Origin of the sequence: Bradyrhizobium sp. AC87j1, assembly GCF_002936975.1 — a bacterium.
Classification (GTDB): Bacteria; Pseudomonadota; Alphaproteobacteria; order Rhizobiales; family Xanthobacteraceae; genus Bradyrhizobium; species Bradyrhizobium shewense.
The window spans coordinates 1-445 of record NZ_PTFE01000291.1; the positions used below are offsets into that span (position 1 = coordinate 1).

The 445-nt window shown below is 56.9% G+C and carries 1 protein-coding gene; it reads right to left on the reverse strand.

The features are described from left to right. Positions 1-285: transposase (locus CV770_RS41375; protein ID WP_146101494.1), on the reverse strand; the 285-nt coding region annotated here is incomplete at its 3' end. Positions 286-445: the final 160 nt, after the last annotated feature.

Consider the following 445-nt stretch of genomic DNA (forward strand, 5'->3'; position numbering starts at 1 on the left):
TTCGCCGGTGAAGAACTGGAAATACGGGTCGTGGACCCAGCGTTCGCACACTCCCTCATCGGACAACCCGTAAATGTGCTTGAGCAACAACAGCCCGATCATGAAGCGGGTCTCGATCCCAGGCCGGCCGTTCTCGCTGTAGAGCGGTGCGATCTCGCCGTCGATCCAGTCCCAATCAACCTTGCCGGCGAGCAGAACCAACTCGTGCTTCATGTTGATGATCTGGTCCAGCCGCGCCCGGAACAGGTCATTCGATCCCGTCGTCTTGTGCTTCTTCGGCCGCATCGTCCCCTCCGATGCACCCACAGAATCATGGCCTGCCGCAAAAGGGAATCACAAACGAATTTGCAGGGTTTGGCGGCCTCGACCTCCCAAACCCTGCAATCTCAAACCGTCTCAAATCCGAAAAACAGACTCCCGCTCAATCGCTTAAAGCCTTGTTCAC